Consider the following 14,061-nt stretch of genomic DNA (forward strand, 5'->3'; position numbering starts at 1 on the left):
AAAACTCCTCGGGCGGAGAAAAAATTAACGCTGCTGATACTGACGACGGGCATTTTCAGTTCTGGCCTGTTGCGCCATTTCTACTGAGACAACGCGCCGCCCAACCGGCCACAGGGCAATGGCGGCGATTTTGAAATTGGCAATGCCCACCGGAATGCCAATAATAGTTACACACTGCACAATACCGGCGGCGATATGCGACAGGCAGAGCCACCAGCCGAACAGGATCAACCAGACAATATTCAGCAGCGAGCCACTGGCGGAAAGCAGCACATTACTTTTTTCGGGATACAGTTCATTAACGTGAATCGCTTCGTTGCCGAACGGCAGCAGCGACAGCTTGGTGATCTCCCAGCAGGAGCGGGTCAGTGGCAGGGTGATGATCAGCACTACGCTAAACACCGTTGCGATCAACCAGCCCAGGGTGGTGAAAAAGCCGCCCAACACAAAATTAAGAATATTCAGTACAGTACGCATAGTCGTCATTCTGCTCTAATGATGGCCAAACCGCGATGCGGTTGCGTTTGCTATCAAAACGCAAAATCTATTCTACCCTTTTTTTAGCGCTAGAGTGCCACTGCTTATCGCAGGTAAACTGGCAGATATCCGTTATTTAATCTCAACATAGTCATGGCGCGAAGATATGGAACTTAAAGCGACATCGCTGGGGAAACACCTGGCTCAGCATCCTTATAACCGTGTGCGGTTGCTGCACGCCGGGGTCGAGGTGAGCGGTGAAAAGCATGAATATCTGATTCCTTTCAATCAGTTGATTCAGGTTAGATGCAAGCGTGGCATTGTCTGGGGTGAGCTGGAGTTTGAGCTGCCGGATGAAAAAGTGGTGCGCCTGCACGGGACTGAATGGCAGGAAACTCAGCGTTTCTATCATTATCTCCAGCAGGCCTGGCAGCAATGGAGCGCGGAGATGAGCGAAGTCAGCGCCGGCGTTTTGCAGCAACAGGTCGAACATATTCAGCGTATTGAGCAGCAGGATAAGTGGTTTAAGAAATCCGAACTGGGCAAATTGCAGCAACAGATTCGCCAGTCTTTCGGTGCTTTGCCAATGCCGGTTGCACGGCTGGAGGGATTTGACAACTGTCGGGAAGATTATCAACTCTGCCGCCAATGGCTGCAGCACGGGTTGCCAAGCGTGGATCAGCGTAACCGGCAGTGGACCGAACGGATGCTGGAGACGCATCAGGATTTCTTCCAGAGCATAGAAAGCTCACCGCTGAACGATTCGCAAAGTCGCGCCGTAGTTAACGGTGAAGACTCGGTGTTGGTATTGGCCGGCGCGGGCAGCGGAAAAACCTCGGTATTGGTGGCGCGCGCAGGTTGGCTGCTGCGTCGTCAGGAGGCTGAACCCGGACAAATACTGCTGTTGGCATTCGGTCGCCAGGCGGCGGAAGAGATGAACGAACGTATTCAGGAGCGGCTGGGCGGCGTGGCCATCCAGGCCAAAACCTTCCATGCGCTGGCGCTGCAGATTATCCAACAGGGCAACCGCAAGGTGCCGGCAATCAGTAAACTGGAAACCGACAGCAAGGCCCGGCGAGCTTTGCTGATTGCCCATTGGCAGCAGCAGTGCGCAGAAAAAAAAGCCCAGGCCAAAGGCTGGCGTCAATGGTTGATAGAAGAGTTGGAATGGGAAGTGCCCGAAGGCGATTTTTGGCAGGACAAGCGCCTGGCGGAGCGGCTGGCCGGCAGGCTAGAACGCTGGTTGGGCCTGATGCGCATGCACGGCGGTAGCCAGGCGGAAATGATCGAACAGGCGGATGAAGAGATCCGTGACCTGTTCTCAAAACGCATTCGCTTGATGGCGCCTTTGCTCAAGGCCTGGAAAGGAGCGCTGAAAGAGGAAGGGGCGGTGGACTTCTCAGGCCTGATCCATCAGGCGGTCAATATTTTGGAGAAAGGTCGGTTCGTCAGCCCGTGGAAGCACATCCTGGTGGACGAGTTTCAGGACATTTCACCCCAGCGTGCGCAATTGCTGGCGGCGTTGCGTAAACAAAATAAACAAACCTGCCTGTTTGCGGTGGGTGACGATTGGCAGGCCATTTACCGCTTCAGCGGGGCCGAGCTGACGTTGACCACCGCCTTTGCCGAAAACTTTGGCGAAGGTGCCCAATGTGCACTCGATACCACTTACCGTTTCAACGATCGTATCGGTGAGATCGCGAACCGTTTTGTGCAACAGAACCCGCATCAGCTGAAAAAACCGTTGAACAGCCTGAGCAAGGGCAATAAGAAATCGGTGGTTTTATTACCGAATGAGCAGCTTGAAAATCTGTTGGACAAGCTGAGCGGTTATGCCAAGCCGGATGAGCGCATTCTGGTGCTGGCGCGCTACCACCATTTGAAACCGCAGGCGCTGGCAAAGGCGGCGACCCGCTGGCCAAAACTGACCCTCGAGTTTATGACCATTCACGCCAGTAAAGGGCAGCAGGCGGAGTACGTAATCATCGCCGGTTTGCACCAAGGCAGCGACGGTTTTCCGGCGGTTGCGCGTGAGTCGGTATTGGAGGATGTTTTGTTGCCGCAGCCGGAAGATTTCCCGGATGCCGAGGAGCGGCGACTACTGTATGTCGCGCTGACTCGCGCCAAGCATCAGGTCTGGTTACTGCAGGATCGTGAACGTCCGTCGGTCTTTGTTGAACAACTGCAGGATCTCGGCGTTCCTGCACAGAAGAAGCCTTAAGCTTAAGGCCTGGCGGAAACCAGGCCGCGAGCGTTACTTCAGGCGATCCTGCAAATAGCGCTGATAGTCAGGAATGGCGATTTCCACTTCACGTTTGAAGAGCGAAGAATCGATCAGGAAATCCGCCGTTGAGCGGTTGGTGGCGACGGGAATGTTCCAAACCGTCGCCAGACGCAGCAGGGCTTTCACATCCGGATCGTGGGGAACCGCATTGAGCGGATCCCAAAAGAAGATCAGCATATCGATTTTGCCTTCGGCAATCAGCGCGCCAACCTGCTGATCGCCTCCCATCGGGCCGCTTAACATGCTCTGCACCGGAATGCCGCTGGCACGCTGGATCAGGTTACCGGTAGTGCCGGTGGCATACAGTTGATGGTGTTCAAGGACAGATTTGTTTTCTTCAACCCAGGCAAGCAGGGCTTGTTTACGGTGATCGTGCGCCACCAGCGCAATGTGTTTGCGCGCGGCGATAGTGCGGGTAGTAAATTCCATCTCGATGTCCTTCGCTAATCAGGGGATGTGCGACAGATTACTGAAACTGTTTTTCACTGCCTAGCGTTTACACCTGAAAATGCGAAGAAAGCGCGCCTTTAAATAAAGGCGCCGGCAATCTTAACGCACGGGCTGTTTATTCGCCCAATGGAGGAAACGCTTCTGCGTCTCTTTGTCCGCCTGCTGGAACCAGTATTGCAGCATCTGTTCGGAAACGTTTTCACCCTTTAAAGTTACCGTGGGGGAGTTTAAAGCGGCACTGGCGAGGGGAGAGGAAGGCGTGGCCGCACGCACCTGGGTGAAAGCCGGCACCGAGGCCGGGCGGTTTTGACTGTTGTAGTCCGCCATGACTTTTTCCAAATCGACGCTGAGCGTGGCACCGTCGGCGTGCAGCACGTCGTGTTTCATCGCCAGCGCGTTACCGTTCTTATCAATCACTTGATAGTTGAGCGTTTTATCGAATCTTTGGCCATCCCGTACATTTTCAATACGCGGCAGCTCAATGGCAACGGAGCTGACATTCTGCGTACTGAAGGTCGCGATAAGCGGTGGGGAGGTATAGGCAGTTTGCTCGTGCTGCCCTGAGCGTACAGACTTCGCCACTTTAAACAGCAACTGATGTTGCCCGCCATCCAGCTCCAGGCTGTCGGCACCTTTTAACAACGCTCCTGTCATTTTCTTGCCGTCGACCACCAGCAGATCGATGTCCGGGGAGAGTTTCAGGGTCGTAGCCACGGCAGGCATGCTGATACTGATGCTGAGCAGCCCCGCAACCATCAGACCAAATTTCATGGTTATCTCCTTATAAGTGGCATCGCTATTAGTGTTGAACACGCCATAGACTGTGTCAAAATTTTTCAGCATTACGGTTTGGTTTACAAATGTACATATTTATTTTCATTTGGACATTTATTCAGGCCGAATATGCTGGCAGTGACAGCATCAGACCGCAAAAGTGGCCGGGAGTTTCCACGTGGCTGCGTTTAGTCGATTTAAAGCCGATAGAGTACACTGGGAACAGGGAAATCCCCCGTTGATGATTGGGAGCCGAACATGCAAGACCACGAGATTGCCGACCTGCTCAAGCAGGTGAAAACCATTGCGCTGGTGGGTGCCAGCGATAATCCGGCGCGGCCGAGCTATGGTGTGATGGCGTATTTGCTGTCTCAGGGATATCAGGTAACGCCGGTCAGCCCCAAGCTGTCCGGGCAAACACTGCTTGGCCAGCAGGCCTATGCCACGCTGAAAGACATTCCGCATCCGGTGGACATGGTTGATGTATTCCGTAATTCAGAGGCGGCGTATGGCGTAGCGCAAGAGGCGATTGCGATTGGCGCCAAGGCGTTATGGCTGCAAATTGGCGTTATCAATGAGCAGGCCGAGGCGTTGGCACGTGAGGCAGGATTGAAGGTGGTGATGGATCGTTGCCCCAAAATCGAGATCCCTCGTCTGGGTCTGGAGCGCTAAAAGCCGGTAAAAGAAAAGGCCTGACAAATGCCAGGCCCTTATTGGGTGTTTCTCAGGCCTGGCGAATCAGTTGCGCAGGCGCGGGGCTTGGAGCTGGTGACGGATAGATTCCGCCAACTCGTCCAGTGAAGGTTGTTCAGGGTGGGCGTCCTGGGCTTCGCCATCCAGCTGTGCTTCCGCCAGATAGGTATGCACCGGTTGGCCTTCTTCGTCTTCCATCACCACGTGGTACCAAGGGGCGAAACGCAGATCGGTATTCGCCGCTATTTCATCGGCTTTAGGCTGTTCCATAGAGTATTCAGGGTCGATATCAATCACCACCCCCAAGTACCCCAGCAGCTTATGCCGAACCTGTTGTCCGATACCGAATTTGCTGGCAATCATGATGACCTCCTGAGAAACAGTGCCTTGTTCTCTATATGAGGGCAAAGCAGCGTATTTCAAGTTACATCACCCGACACGCAAACCCTTTCAAATACAGCCCTTCTGGATAAGTCGCGATAACCGGGTGATCGGCAGCCTGACGATACTGCTCTATAAATTGTACATCACGCCCGGCATCTACAGCGGCATCGGCCAAAATTTTCTGGAACAAGTCGGTTGGCATCAGTCCGGAGCAGGAGAAGCTCAGCAAAATACCGCCCGGGTTCAGCAACTGCAGTGCCAACATGTTGATATCTTTGTAACCCCGGCAGGCGCTGGCCAGTTGGTTTTTATTCTCGACGAACTTTGGCGGATCCATAATGATCAGATCGAATTTTTCACCCTGCGTACGGTAGGTGCGTAGCAGTTGGAACAAGTCATCGCGCACAAACTCGGCTTTGCTTAGATCCAGCCCGTTAAGTTCAACGTTTTGTTTGGCGATATCCAACGCTGCCTGCGACGTATCTACGCTGATCACCTGGGAACAACCGCCCATCAATGCAGATACCGCGAATGCGCCGGTATAAGAGAAGCAGTTAAGCACGCGGCGGCCGGCGGAATAGTTGCGGGCAGCCAGGCGGCTGTCGCGTTGGTCGAGGTAAAAACCGGTCTTGTGGCCCTGCTGAATGTCCACCAGCAGCTTCATGCCATGTTCGGTGATCGGCAACAGAGCAGGGGGCAGATCACCCAGTACCGGCCCTTGCGCCAACGGCAAGCCTTCTTTTTTACGCACCGCGACGTCTGAACGATCGTAGATGGCGCATTCCGGGTAACAATGCTGCAAGGCGGTAATCAGCGCAGCACGCTGATACTCGGCGCCGGCAGACAGCAATTGCAACACCAGGAAATTCTGGAAGCGATCGATAGTGATGCCCGGCATGCCGTCGGACTCACCGGCGATCAGACGGTAACCGTCCAACCCATCGCGCTTCGCTACCCAATCACGCCAGCTTTGCGCCTGCTGTAAACGGCGGATGAAGAATTCGATGTTAACGTCTTCATCCTGCTGGAAAGTCCAGACACGGGCACGGATTTGCGACTCAGGCGAGTAGGCGCCGCGCGCCAGCCATTTGCCCTGGGCGTCGTGAATATCGATGGTTTCGCCGGACAGGGCTTTACCTTCAATACGTTGAACGGCACCGGAGAAGACCCATGGGTGGCGACGGAGTAAGGACTTTTCACGTCCTTTGGCGAGAAACAGGCGTACGGTCATAATTAAGAATGCTGCCAGCTAGGTAAAAAGAGTGACATTGCCGTGCGAACGCACAGAAAATGCCATAAACGAAATTCGATAAGGGGCCGATTATGACACAAGTTTGCATTGCTGCGTATGTCTATGGCGTGGTGCAAGGGGTAGGGTTTCGCTACAACACCCAGCATCAGGCGACGGCGTTGGGGTTAAGCGGATATGCGCGCAATCTTGATGACGGCAGCGTCGAGGTGGTGGCCTGCGGCGAACAACCGCAGGTGGATAAGCTGGTGGAATGGCTGAAGAGCGGCGGCCCGCGTAGCGCACGTGTCGATCGCGTGCTGGTGGAACCGCGCGGTACGGCAGATTATCAAGGCTTCAGCATTCGCTATTAGCGTCTCAGATGCATTTTACCGGTTTCGGCAGACCGGCAATTTTCGTTGCCTGCTTGGCCGGGCCTTTGGGGAACAGCCGATAGAGGTAGCGGCTGTTGCCTTTCTCTTCGCCGTACTTCTGGGCCATGGCTTTGACCAACATGCGGATCGCCGGTGAAGTATTAAATTCCAGGTAAAAGCCGCGCACGAAGCGCACCACTTCCCAATGCGCCTCGGTTAGCGTGATTTCTTCCTGCTCGGCCAGCAGCGGCGCCAGGGCCTCGTGCCAGTCGGCGCTGTTTTTCAGGTAACCCTGTGCGTCAGTTTCAATAACCTGACCTTGATACTCCAACATACTGCCTCGGTAACGGGTAATTCAGAACGGCCGTCAGTTTAGCAAACTTTTACCGCCGCAAAAAATAAAGCCCCGCCGGAGCGGGGCTTTGGGTATCACTTAGACGCCGAGTCAGTTGCTGCGCGCGAAGCCCAGAATGCTCAACAGGCTGATGAACATGTTGTACAACGAGACGTACAGGCTGACGGTGGCGCGGATGTAGTTAGTCTCGCCGCCGTGAATAATGTTGCTGGTTTCCCACAGGATGGCACCGGCGGAGAACAGGATAAACAGTGCGCTAATCGCCAGGTGCAGGGCAGGGATCTGCAGGAACAGATTGGCGATAACCGCCACCAGCAGCACCACAAACCCTGCCATCATCATACCGGACAGGAACGACATATCCTTGCGGGTGGTCAGCACGTAGGCTGAACAGCAGAAGAACACCACCGCGGTGCCTCCCAGCGCCAGCATGATCAGGTCGCCGGCTCCGGTATTAATAAATGAACTGAGGATGGGGCCCAGGGCATAACCCATAAAACCGGTCAGTGCGAAGGCCGCCAGGATGCCGGCAGGGCTGTTAGCCAGCTTGTGGGTCAGGAACATCAGCCCGTAGAAACCGACCAGCATCAGCAGCAGGCCCGGCGCCGGTAGCCCCAGCATGGTGCTGGCGGTTGCGGTGAGCGCCGAGAAAGCCAGCGTCAGTGAAAGCAGAAAATAGGTGTTACGCAAAACCTTATGCGTACTCAGCAATGAGTCGCGCGAGGAGGATGAGACGACAATACGGTCCATAATGATCTCTCTTAGTCAGGTCATCACAAAATTAGTGACGATGATAGGCAGCGTAAGCGTTTGATTAAAGTTTGTTTACCAATCTTTACCCTTAGTTATCATTGCTGCAACCTTGAGCCGGAGTTGGCGGTTTCTTCAACGCTCACGCGTCAGGTGCTGGTTTTTCGTTCGGTTGAACGGCCTTGGGCTTTACAAGCGGATCAGCTCTGTTTATAGTTCGCCTCGTTGCGGAGGGGTGGCCGAGTGGCTGAAGGCAACGGTCTTGAAAACCGTCGACGGGAAACCGTTCCAGAGTTCGAATCTCTGCTCCTCCGCCATAAATTATGACCCCGTGCTCTCTGAGCGCGGGGTTTTTTGTTGGCTTTGAAACACGGCAGTCGCCGCCGTGAACCGATAAAAAAACCGCCCCGGCTGGGACGGTTTGTCTGGCAAAGCAACCGCTAACGAACCAAATGCAGGAAGTGCAGGTGTTTCTCGTACTGGTCGAGAATATCGTGAATGATCTGTTCTTGCGTCCAGCCCATCACATCGTAATCCTGGCCCCCTTCCTTCAGGTGTACCTCACCGCGATAGTATTTATGTTCCTCGTCGCGTTCCTCATCTTTCAACCCCGCCAGAGCAAAGGCCGGTTGAATGTAAGCGCGCAGCCGCACTTCATAGACAAAGTTCAGATCTTCCCCTAAATCGACTTCGAAACGGATCCGATCGTCCTGGGTATCGTCAATCGAGGAGGTGGTGTTTTGCTTGGCCAATTCGGCTTCCACCAGCGTCATCGCCGGTTGGACCACTTCACCGACAAAGCGCTTTACCTGAGAACGCTTCGGGAAATAGGCAATATTGCGCAAACGCCGTTGCCATGAGATCGGGTTGCGTGCGGCGGTCGGTGCAATGGTGGTCGTCGTCTGGCTGTCGCGTTTGTGGGCGTCGATCCGCAAGGCCTTTAATAGCCCGTAGATCGACACCAGCAGGATCATCGAGAACGGCAGGGCGCTGGCGATGGTCACGGTTTGCAATGCGCTTAAACCGCCGGCAATCAACAACGCAATCGCCACCAGCCCCATCAGGGACGCCCAGAATATCCGCTGCCATATGGGTGTTTGATCCGAACCGCCCGAAGCCAGCGTATCAACTACCATCGCCCCGGAGTCTGCCGACGTGACGAAGAACACCACGACCATCGCCATGGCGATAAACGACAGAATATTAGAGAATGGGAAGTGCTCCAGGAAGTTGAACAACGCCAGGGCTACGTCGTTTTGCACCGTATTGGCCAGATCGCGCGCCCCTTCGTTCATGATCAAATTAATGGCGCTGTTGCCGAAAACGGTCATCCACAGCAGCGTAAAGCCCGCCGGAACGAACAACACGCCGGTAACGAACTCACGAATGGTGCGTCCGCGTGAAACGCGGGCGATAAACATGCCGACGAACGGCGACCAGGATAGCCACCAACCCCAATACAGCAGTGTCCAGCCCCCCAGCCAGTTGCTGGATTTGGGCTCGTAGGCATACAGGTTAAAGGTTTTATTGACGATATCGGAAAGATAGCCGCCGGTATTTTCCACAAAGGATTTCAGCAACAGGACGGTTGGGCCGAGCGTACCCACCAGGACCAGCAGCAGCACCGCCAGGCCGAGGTTCAGTTCGGACAGAATGCGGATGCCCTTATCTAACCCGGACACCACCGACAGCGTCGCCAGCCCGGTGATCACCACGATCAGCACCACCTGCACCGTTGCATTGATCGGCAAACCGAACAGGTGGTTGAGGCCGGCGTTAACCTGCAACACGCCGTAACCCAGTGAAGTCGCGACGCCAAACACGGTACCTATAACCGCAAAAATATCCACCGCATGACCAATCGGCCCGTATATGCGATCGCCGATAATCGGATAAAGCGCGGAACGCAGCGTCAAGGGCAGGCCATGGCGATAGCTGAAGAATGCCAGGATCAGCGCCACGATGGCATAAATCGCCCAGGCATGCAGGCCCCAGTGGAAGAAGGTTAGGCGCATGGCCTGTTTAGCCGCTTCCACTGTTTCCGGTGTCCCGGTCGGGGGAGAAAGATAGTGCATCACCGGTTCGGCGACGCCAAAGAACATCAGACCAATGCCCATACCGGCGGAAAACAGCATGGCAAACCAGGAAACATAGCTGAAGTCCGGCTGGGCGTGATCCGGCCCGAGCTTGATATTGCCGTAACGCGATAAACCCAGATAGGTCACGCTCAGCAGGATCAGGGCGACCGCCAGAATGTAAAACCAGCTGGCGTTAGTGAAAATACCCTGTTGCAGCGTCTTGAACTTACGATCGGCTAACTCAGGATAGAAGGCGGCGAAGGCCACCAGGACGATGATTAAAGCGGCAGATATAAAAAATACCGGAGGATTGATATGGCTACGACGTGCCACAATTTCAGTGTCGTTTTGGCTCATAGAATACCTTCTTGCTAGTCCGTTAGGGAATGGGATAGTCCGTTAAAACAACTCCATAAAAAGAGGGGCAAACAGGCTGCCCAAGAAATTAAACTCCGCGAGTATATAGAAAAATCGGGGCAATTTACATTTTTATGGTCAAAAAGGCTGTTTTAAGTGGTTTGGTTAGACGTTTTAGCTATATAAAAACATTGCGCCGAGAAAGGGTAATTCACTCTTTTTGCAGGGAAAACCGGTGAAAAGGATCCTGCATGGTTTTCACTATGACAAAATGCGGGCAAAAACACGATCAGGCTGTGGGCAGGGTTTCTGAGATGGTTGAAGGGGGTTTTAGCGGCAGGTAGAGCAGATCATGATAGAAATCCCTATAACAGTGGCCTGAACCCGGAGGGATCTGCCGTTTACTATTGATCCGATCAAGCCAAGGGTTAAAATAGGTCCATTCGCTCGCGTTTAACGCTTTCATGGAGATAAAGATGAGCTGGTATCAAATAGCGTTATGGACCATGATCTTTCTGAAGTCCGGTGCCTTTCTGGTGTTCGTTTGGTGGTGGATGTTCAAACGCGCAACCAAACCTTATGTCCGCCCGCAGGATGTTGTGATTGACGAAACGCCGGATGATGAAAATCTGACCATGGAAGAAGTGATGAAGAAACACGGCATTACCCGTGTGGAAAATCAAACGCAATAACCCCGTTCTTTTCAGAATCGATCTGCGAACTATCCCTGTGGGAATGCGGCAATGTCTGCAAGCCGGGGATAGCTCCCCAGCCTGCAGACATCAATTCAGCGCCGTTTTCTCCCCAACAGCCATGCCATCAAGATCAACGCCACCACCGCAATGCCGATTGCCGGGGCCATATAAGGCTGCAGCATCGCCAGCAGCGGCACCGGGCCACCCAGGCGCAATACGGTCACGTCCGCAGCGCTAACCTTAACCGCGGGATTGCCGTACTGCTGCAGCACGTAATTGCTGATAGCGGCGATCTGCTGGTCGTTCAACGGATTGACGTACGACAGCGGGCCAAAGTTCGGCATCAGCACGTGCTGATCGCCCACCTTTCGCTCTACGCCGAACAGTATGGCCGAAATCAGGTTGGCCGGGTTGCTTGAACCGGTGGCGGTATTATTGAACAGCGAAGGGTAAGCCTGGTTTTTACTGCCGCTGCCGTCCGGCTGGTGGCAACTGGCGCAGTTGCCGCTGAACAAGGCCGCGCCGTCGGTAACGGTGTTGTTGGCATTGGCAGGCTGCAACCCGCGCAGCTGAGGCTCAACGTTCAATGGTTTACCGTAGCTGTCGGCCGCCTGGCTATCCTTGGCGTCTCTGATCGGCGTGGTGCTTTTCAGGTAAACGGCAATAGCCGCCAGATCGTCATCGGAAAAATATTGCAGGCTGTTTTCGATGGCTTCCGCCATGCCGCCCGCCGCCTGATTTTTGCCGACCACCCGGCCGGTTTTCAAATACTGCGCCAGTTGCTGTTCGCTCCAGCCGCCGATACCGCTGATCGGGTCTGAAGTGATATTGGGAGCGTACCAGCTGCCAACCATCCCGCCAGCCAGCGACTGGCTGCCGTCCTCAGCCATCAGCAGGTTGCGCGGGGTGTGGCAAGTGTCGCAGTGCCCAGGCCCGTTAACCAGATAAGCCCCCCGGTTCCATTGCTCGCTTTTGGTCGCATCAGGTGCAAAACGGCCGTCTTTGAGGAACAGCAGATTCCAGGCGGCCATGCTAAAGCGCAGGTTGAACGGGAAGGGCAGATCGGTCAGCGTATTTTTCTGATCGACCGGCTTCACGCCGTGCATAAAGTAGGCATACAGCGCCTTGATGTCCGCATCGCTCAATCGGGTATATGAGGTATAGGGCATAGCGGGGTAGAGGTGGGTGCCATCGGCACGGATCCCGTCCCTGACGGCACGAGCAAACTGCTCTTCGCTATAACTGCCAATGCCGTCAGCGTTTGATGGGGTGATGTTGGTTGCGTAAATCACCCCCATGGGGGAACTGATGCCATAGCCGCCGGCAAACGGGGTGCCGCCTCCGGGTTTGGTATGGCAGGCCTGGCAGTCTGAGGCGATAGCAACCTGCTCGCCTTTTTTAATCAACACCGCACCGTTTAATTCTTCGTTATCCGCCGCTTGCACGGCGCTGCCGCCGAGCAACAGCAGGGACAATAGCGTCAGTTTCGCCTGCTTTTTCATGGTTTCACCGCCAGTGCCCGCGCAATGTCATCGGCGGCCTTGATCCCCAGTGCCGCCATGGTCAAGGTGCTGTTCACCACGCTGGCGGAAGGAATTGCGCCGCCGCCCGGCAACCAAAGGTTGGCATGGTCATGGGTGCGGCAGTTGCCATCGACCACCGAGTCTGCGGGGTTATCGCCCATGATAGTGCCGCCCATGATGTGGTTATTGGCATTCAGACTGGTGGTGATGTTGAACTCTTCGGCGTCGAACAGCTGGCCGATATGTTCCAATTGCTTATGTGCGGCCTCTGCGCCTTTGCGTACGTAATCGCCGACATCGTAATGGATGTCCGGGCAGGGCAAGCCGTGGGCATCCTTGCGGGTTTCACTCAGCGTCAGGCGGTTATTTGGGTCTGGTAACGGTTCCAGACTGATGGACAAATCGACGCCGTAGGCGGCGCGGCGGCGTATTTCGGCATCCAATTCTTTACCGACCAAGCCTTGTTCCAGCGCCTTTTGGGTGGCAGGCACGACCCGGTTGATGTTATTGAGGATCATCTTGTTGGCCGAGTAGTCTTTGCGGAACTCACCGTCACGCGGGCCGACCAGACAGCTGCTCTGCGCCGGGCCACGTCCCAGCCACAGCGGCTCTTTTGCCAGGAAAGTACAGTGAAAACCGGAGTGGTCCATCATGTTGCGGCCAACCTGGTCGGAAGCGTTGGCGATGCCGTTCGGGTTGCGCTCATTAGCCGCCATCAGCAGCAGGCGCGGCGTTTCTATGCCGTTACAGGCCAGTGCGAAAGCCTTGGCCGTCGCCTGGTGAGACTGCTTCTTGCTGTCGAGCCAATGCACCGCAGTGACCCGATTCTGCTCATCGGTATCAATCTTGTAGACCACCGCTTCCGCCAGTACCACCGCACCTTTCATTTCAGCGCGTTCAACATGATGAATGCCGTTGTACATGGCGCCGATGGGGCAAATCGGCTGGCAGTTGTTGTTGCCGCAGCAGGTTGGACGGCCCTTCCACGGATGAATACTGCGCCCCTGTGGGATCGGGACTGAACGGTAGCCGTGCGGGTTAACCACTTCGGCAAAACGAATATCGCCATGCGCCCAGGGCACCATATCCATCGGGTAGGGTTTGCTGCGTTCAACCGGCGACTGCTGCTGCGGATCGTTGGGGCCCGCCACGCCAATTTCCTCTTCGGCCCGGCAATAGTAAGGCTCGAGTTCATCATAGGATATCGGCCAGTCGCGGCCAACGCCGTACAGGGTTTTCATTTGGAAATCGCTGGGCAGGTGGCGCCAGCAAGACGCAGCCCAGTGCCAGGTGGTGCCGCCGACGGTACGCAGATACCCTTGTTTGAAGCTCCCTGCGCTCGGGCCGCTCAGGGCGACATAGTTGTTTTCAGGAAAATAGAGGGGAGCGGTGGCGAACTCGGATTGCGGGTACAACCCTTGGTAATCGGAGCCGGCGCGATTATCAAAAGGCATATTGCGCCAGTTTTCTACGGCCTGGGCGCGTTCAATACGCAGACCTGCTTCCAGCACCAGCACAGAATAACCCTGGCTGACTAATTGATCGGCCATCATGCCGCCAACAATGCCGGAGCCCACGATCACGATATCGGCCGAGGCGTTGCCATCGGCAGTAAATTCAGGTTTTTTCATCAGAAGAC

14 protein-coding genes and 1 tRNA gene are annotated in these 14,061 nt (G+C 55.0%); 5 read left to right on the forward strand and 10 right to left on the reverse strand.

Annotated elements, in window-relative coordinates; translation table 11 throughout:
- Positions 1-24: 24 nt before the first annotated feature.
- Positions 25-477 carry a YccF domain-containing protein gene (locus LQ945_RS22165; RefSeq protein ID WP_044549611.1) on the reverse strand — a complete coding sequence of 151 codons (453 nt, stop codon included), beginning with the start codon at positions 475-477 and terminating at the stop codon, positions 25-27.
- 166 nt (positions 478-643) lie between these two features.
- Between LQ945_RS22165 and helD the strand changes: the two genes are divergently transcribed.
- A complete protein-coding gene (gene helD / locus LQ945_RS22170) occupies positions 644-2,698 on the forward strand; it encodes a DNA helicase IV (protein ID WP_269933875.1) in 2,055 nt (684 codons plus the stop codon).
- A 33-nt stretch (positions 2,699-2,731) separates the two neighbouring features.
- On the opposite strand, the gene LQ945_RS22175 is transcribed toward helD, so the two are convergent.
- Entirely contained in the window at positions 2,732-3,190 is a 459-nt protein-coding gene (locus LQ945_RS22175) for a methylglyoxal synthase (RefSeq protein ID WP_020826178.1), read from the reverse strand.
- A gap of 120 nt (positions 3,191-3,310) precedes the next feature.
- The gene (locus LQ945_RS22180; protein ID WP_041415293.1) at positions 3,311-3,982 is read right to left on the reverse strand and encodes a DUF2057 family protein; all 672 of its coding nucleotides are present in this window, start codon (positions 3,980-3,982) and stop codon (positions 3,311-3,313) included.
- 261 nt (positions 3,983-4,243) lie between these two features.
- Between LQ945_RS22180 and LQ945_RS22185 the strand changes: the two genes are divergently transcribed.
- Positions 4,244-4,657 (forward strand): CoA-binding protein, encoded by a 414-nt coding sequence (locus LQ945_RS22185; protein WP_270101746.1) that lies wholly within the window; start codon positions 4,244-4,246, stop codon positions 4,655-4,657.
- 66 nt (positions 4,658-4,723) lie between these two features.
- Here the strand turns inward: LQ945_RS22185 and hspQ are convergent, their stop codons facing one another.
- Together hspQ and rlmI are read right to left on the reverse strand one after the other, a co-directional pair.
- Positions 4,724-5,041 carry a heat shock protein HspQ gene (hspQ, locus tag LQ945_RS22190; RefSeq protein WP_020826181.1) on the reverse strand — a complete coding sequence of 106 codons (318 nt, stop codon included), beginning with the start codon at positions 5,039-5,041 and terminating at the stop codon, positions 4,724-4,726.
- 61 nt (positions 5,042-5,102) lie between these two features.
- Positions 5,103-6,293 carry a 23S rRNA (cytosine(1962)-C(5))-methyltransferase RlmI gene (rlmI, locus tag LQ945_RS22195; protein WP_270101747.1) on the reverse strand — a complete coding sequence of 397 codons (1,191 nt, stop codon included), beginning with the start codon at positions 6,291-6,293 and terminating at the stop codon, positions 5,103-5,105.
- Positions 6,294-6,385: 92 nt separating this feature from the next.
- On the opposite strand from rlmI, the gene yccX reads away from it, so the two are divergent.
- Entirely contained in the window at positions 6,386-6,664 is a 279-nt protein-coding gene (gene yccX / locus LQ945_RS22200; protein WP_020826183.1) for an acylphosphatase, read from the forward strand.
- 4 nt (positions 6,665-6,668) lie between these two features.
- Here the strand turns inward: yccX and tusE are convergent, their stop codons facing one another.
- Both tusE and yccA read right to left on the reverse strand, forming a co-directional pair.
- Complete coding sequence (gene tusE, locus LQ945_RS22205) at positions 6,669-6,998, reverse strand: sulfurtransferase TusE (RefSeq protein ID WP_020826184.1); 330 nt, start codon at positions 6,996-6,998, stop codon at positions 6,669-6,671.
- Between the two features lie 111 nt (positions 6,999-7,109).
- Complete coding sequence (gene yccA, locus LQ945_RS22210; RefSeq protein ID WP_004942825.1) at positions 7,110-7,769, reverse strand: FtsH protease modulator YccA; 660 nt, start codon at positions 7,767-7,769, stop codon at positions 7,110-7,112.
- A 229-nt stretch (positions 7,770-7,998) separates the two neighbouring features.
- Between yccA and LQ945_RS22215 the strand changes: the two genes are divergently transcribed.
- Positions 7,999-8,086, forward strand: a tRNA-Ser gene (locus LQ945_RS22215).
- Positions 8,087-8,209: 123 nt separating this feature from the next.
- Here the strand turns inward: LQ945_RS22215 and LQ945_RS22220 are convergent.
- Complete coding sequence (locus LQ945_RS22220) at positions 8,210-10,204, reverse strand: BCCT family transporter (RefSeq protein WP_270101748.1); 1,995 nt, start codon at positions 10,202-10,204, stop codon at positions 8,210-8,212.
- A gap of 476 nt (positions 10,205-10,680) precedes the next feature.
- Between LQ945_RS22220 and LQ945_RS22225 the strand changes: the two genes are divergently transcribed.
- Positions 10,681-10,896 (forward strand): hypothetical protein, encoded by a 216-nt coding sequence (locus LQ945_RS22225; RefSeq protein ID WP_182821452.1) that lies wholly within the window; start codon positions 10,681-10,683, stop codon positions 10,894-10,896.
- 95 nt (positions 10,897-10,991) lie between these two features.
- Here the strand turns inward: LQ945_RS22225 and LQ945_RS22230 are convergent, their stop codons facing one another.
- Both LQ945_RS22230 and LQ945_RS22235 read right to left on the reverse strand, forming a co-directional pair.
- Positions 10,992-12,401, reverse strand: coding sequence for a c-type cytochrome (locus LQ945_RS22230; RefSeq protein ID WP_270101749.1), 1,410 nt, complete (start codon positions 12,399-12,401; stop codon positions 10,992-10,994).
- Positions 12,398-14,053: a GMC family oxidoreductase gene (locus LQ945_RS22235; RefSeq protein WP_270101750.1), complete on the reverse strand. Its 1,656-nt coding sequence runs from the start codon at positions 14,051-14,053 to the stop codon at positions 12,398-12,400. The genes LQ945_RS22230 and LQ945_RS22235 overlap by 4 nt, the downstream gene beginning before the upstream one ends.
- Positions 14,054-14,061: the final 8 nt, after the last annotated feature.

The sequence above is a fragment of the Serratia liquefaciens genome (assembly GCF_027594825.1).
In the GTDB taxonomy this organism is placed as follows: Bacteria; Pseudomonadota; Gammaproteobacteria; order Enterobacterales; family Enterobacteriaceae; genus Serratia; species Serratia liquefaciens_A.